At 72.9% G+C, this 3,253-nt stretch carries 3 protein-coding genes; 1 reads left to right on the forward strand and 2 read right to left on the reverse strand.

Annotation, left to right across the window (positions count from 1 at the left end; all coding sequences use genetic code 11):
- Window positions 1-87: 87 nt before the first annotated feature.
- The gene (locus tag GTQ99_RS21355; RefSeq protein ID WP_166617709.1) at window positions 88-960 is read right to left on the reverse strand and encodes an SDR family oxidoreductase; all 873 of its coding nucleotides are present in this window, start codon (window positions 958-960) and stop codon (window positions 88-90) included.
- 88 nt (window positions 961-1,048) lie between these two features.
- Here GTQ99_RS21355 and GTQ99_RS21360 point away from each other — a divergent pair, with 88 nt between their 5' ends.
- A complete protein-coding gene (locus tag GTQ99_RS21360) occupies window positions 1,049-1,474 on the forward strand; it encodes a winged helix-turn-helix transcriptional regulator (protein WP_166617710.1) in 426 nt (141 codons plus the stop codon).
- Window positions 1,475-1,546: 72 nt separating this feature from the next.
- Here the strand turns inward: GTQ99_RS21360 and GTQ99_RS21365 are convergent, their stop codons facing one another.
- Window positions 1,547-3,205 (reverse strand): catalase, encoded by a 1,659-nt coding sequence (locus tag GTQ99_RS21365; protein ID WP_166617711.1) that lies wholly within the window; start codon window positions 3,203-3,205, stop codon window positions 1,547-1,549.
- Window positions 3,206-3,253 lie beyond the last annotated feature (48 nt).

Raw genomic sequence — 3,253 nt, forward strand, 5'->3', positions numbered from 1 at the left:
CTCCCGCACGGCGCGGCCGCCCGCCCCCCTCTCCTCCTCCAGTCGGTGATCTTCCACGGTGCACCGTGGAAGATCACCGCACGAGGGTCAGGAGGAGGCGGCGGCGGAGGCGGCGGCGCGGACGGCCTCGGCGAGCGTGCTGGGGGTGCGGCCGATGAGGCGGGCCAGGTCGTCGCTGTCGGTCTCCAGGTCGCCGGCCGCGGTGGAGGCGTCCAGGGCCGCCACGAAGCCGGCGGTCCCCTCGTCCAGGCCGGCCCCGCGCAGGTGCTGCGCGAACTCCTCGGTGGACAGGTCGCGGTAGGCGACGGGGGTGCCGGTGACCTCGGTGATCGTGGCGGCCAGCTCGGCGAGGCTGAAGGAGGCGCCGCCGAGCTCGTACACGTGGTCCTCGCGGTCGTCGGCCAGCAGCGCGGCCGCGGCGGCGGCGGCGTAGTCGGCGCGCGTGGCCGCGGAGATGCGCCCGTCGTGGGCGGCGCCGACGACCTCGCCGGTGGCCAGGTGCTGCCCCAGGGAGGCCAGGTGGTTCTCCAGGTACCAGCCGTTGCGCAGCAGCGTCGTCGGGATGCCGGAGGCGGCCAGGAGCTCCTCGGTGGCCGCGTGGTCGGGGGCGAGCGGGCTGCCGGAGGTGTCCGCGCGCAGCAGGCCGGTGTAGGCGATGCGCTGCACGCCGGTGGCCTTCGCGGCCTCGACCACGTTGGCGTGCTGGGCCGGGCGCTGCCCGGGGGTGTCGCCGGAGATCAGCAGCAGCCGGTCCACGCCCGCGAGCGCCGGGCCGAGGGAGGCGGGCTCGGAGTAGTCGCCGCGGCGGACCTGCACGCCGCGCGCGGCGAGGTCGTCGACCTTGGCGGGGGTGCGCACGACGGCGACGAGGTCGCCGGGGGCGACGCCGCGCGCGAGCAGCTCCTCGACGACGAGGCGGCCCAGCTGGCCGCTGGCGGCGGTGACGGCGTACGTGGTCATGGCGCTCTCCCGGGGTTGGCACTGTGCTTTCGACAGCGCCAACCCCGAGGGAGCGCCCCCTCTTCCCGCAGGTGCCTACCATCGGGGCATGACGCGCGCCGGGGAGCCGACCCGGGAGGAGCCGACCCAGGAGCTCGTCGTGGACGTCTTCGCCCGCGGCTGCACCTCCCGCGCCGCCTTCGAGGACGTCACCGGCAGGTGGGCCTCGCTGGTCCTGCTGGCCCTGGGGGAGGGCGGCTACCGCTTCAACGCGCTGCGGCGCAAGGTGGAGGGCGTCAGCGAGAAGATGCTCTCGCAGACGCTGCAGGCCCTGGAGCGCGACGGGATGCTCACCCGCGAGGTCGTCACGGCGATCCCGCCGCGGGTGGAGTACGCGCTCACCCCGCTGGGGACCGCGGTGGCGGGCCGGCTGCGGGAGCTGGCCGACCTGCTCGAGGCCTCCGCCGCCCAGGTCCAGGCCGCCCGGGAGGCCCACGCCGCGCGGCAGGACGGCGCGGCCCCGGCCACCCGCTGACCACCGCAGGGCCCGACGCGCGGACGGGCGCCGCCCCGAGGGGGACGGCGCCCGTCGTGCTGCGGGGTGCGCTCAGCCGGCGACGCTGACGTGCTCGTTGGGCACGCAGTGCGTCATCGTGAGGCTGGAGACGTCGCGGGTCCCGTTCTTGCCGAGGTTGGCCAGGCGGGCCTGCTCCTCCTCGCTGAGCGTCTGCGTCGCCAGCGGCGGCAGGTGGCGCACGTCGTCGGGGGAGATGCCCAGGCCCTCGCCCACGCGCAGGCCGTACTCGTCCTCGCACATGAGGAAGTGCCAGACCATGCGCTCCTGGATCTCGCGGTTGCACTGCTGCAGCGCGCCGACCAGGTTCGCCACCAGGTCGTCCTTCTCCCACTGCTGCGAGAGCAGGTAGCGCTCGCCGGCCTGCTTGTAGTCGTTGGTGCGGGGGATGCGCTTGCGGGTCAGGCGGCCGCTGATGACCGGGCCCTGCTCGTCGTGCGTGGGGTAGGTGGCCTCCTGCAGGCCCCCCGTGATCGACGGCTCGTAGTTCACGTGCGGGTTGGAGCCCACGTTGTCGCGGCCCATGGACATCTGGCCGCCCTGCTGGTTGGTGTTCACCGCCACCTTGGGGCGGTTCACCGGCACCTGCAGGTAGTTCGGGCCGACGCGGTAGCGCTGGGTGTCGGAGTAGGAGAACGTCCGGCCGACGAGCATCTTGTCGTCGGAGAAGTCCAGGCCGTCCACCAGCACGCCGGTGCCGAAGGCGATCTGCTCGTTCTCGGAGAAGTTGTCCGTCACGTTGCGGTCCAGGACCATCCGGCCGACCGGGCGCAGCGGGAAGAGCTCCTCGGGCCACACCTTGGTGTCGTCCAGCGGGTCGAAGTCCAGCTCGGGGTGCTCGTGGTCCTCCATGATCTGCACGTGCAGCTCCCACTCGGGGAAGTCGCCGGCCTCGATCGCGTCGTAGAGGTCCTTGGTGTGCGCGCCCAGGGTCTGCGCCTGCACGGCCGCGGCGTCGGCCGCGGTCCACGACTTCACGCCCTGCTTCGGCAGCCAGTGGTACTTCACCAGCACGGTCTCGCCCTGCGCGTTCACCCACTTGTAGGTGTTCACGCCGAAGCCCTGCATGAAGCGGTAGGACGCCGGGGTGCCGCGGGGGCTGAAGACCAGCGTGACCATGTGCATGGCCTCGGGGGTCTGGCTGAAGAAGTCGAACGCCCGCTGGGCCACGGAGGCCTCGAAGGTCACCGGGTCTGGCTTCTGCGAGTGGATGAAGTCGGGGAACTTGATCGCGTCGCGCAGGAAGAAGACGCCCAGGTTGTTGCCGACGAGGTCCCAGTTGCCCTCCTCGGTGTACATCTTCACCGCGAACCCGCGCGGGTCGCGCGCGGACTCCGAGGAGTCCCGGCCGCCGGCGACGGTGGAGAAGCGGATCGCCAGGTCGGTGCGCTTGCCCGCCTCCTGGAACAGCTTCGCGCGGGTGTACTCGGCGATCGGCTCGTCGCCGAGGGAGCCGTAGGCCTCGAAGTAGCCGTACGCGGTGGTGCCGCGCGCGTGCACGACGCGCTCGGGGATGCGCTCGCGGTCGAAGTGGCTGATCTTCTCGAGGAACTGGTAGTTCTCCAGCGTGGCCGGGCCACGGGCGCCGACGGTGCGCTGGTTCTGGTTGTCGTAGACCGGGTGGCCCTGCCGGTTGGTCAGGACCGGGCGCTCGTCTCCGGGCGCCGAGGGCTGGCTCGCGACGTCGGTCATCGCACTTCCTCTCGTTCTGCGGGGTGCTGCTGGGGGTGGGCGGTGGAG

Source organism: Kineococcus vitellinus, from assembly GCF_009906315.1.
GTDB classification, from domain to species: domain Bacteria; phylum Actinomycetota; class Actinomycetes; order Actinomycetales; family Kineococcaceae; genus Kineococcus; species Kineococcus vitellinus.

Bases quoted from the DNA above. Each gene is read 5' to 3' on its own strand.
- GTQ99_RS21355 (WP_166617709.1), bottom strand. From the start codon at position 960: ATGACCACGTACGCCGTCACCGCCGCCAGCGGCCAGCTGGGCCGCCTC.
- GTQ99_RS21365 (WP_166617711.1), bottom strand. From the start codon at position 3,205: ATGACCGACGTCGCGAGCCAGCCCTCGGCGCCCGGAGACGAGCGCCCG.
- GTQ99_RS21360 (WP_166617710.1), top strand. From the start codon at position 1,049: ATGACGCGCGCCGGGGAGCCGACCCGGGAGGAGCCGACCCAGGAGCTC.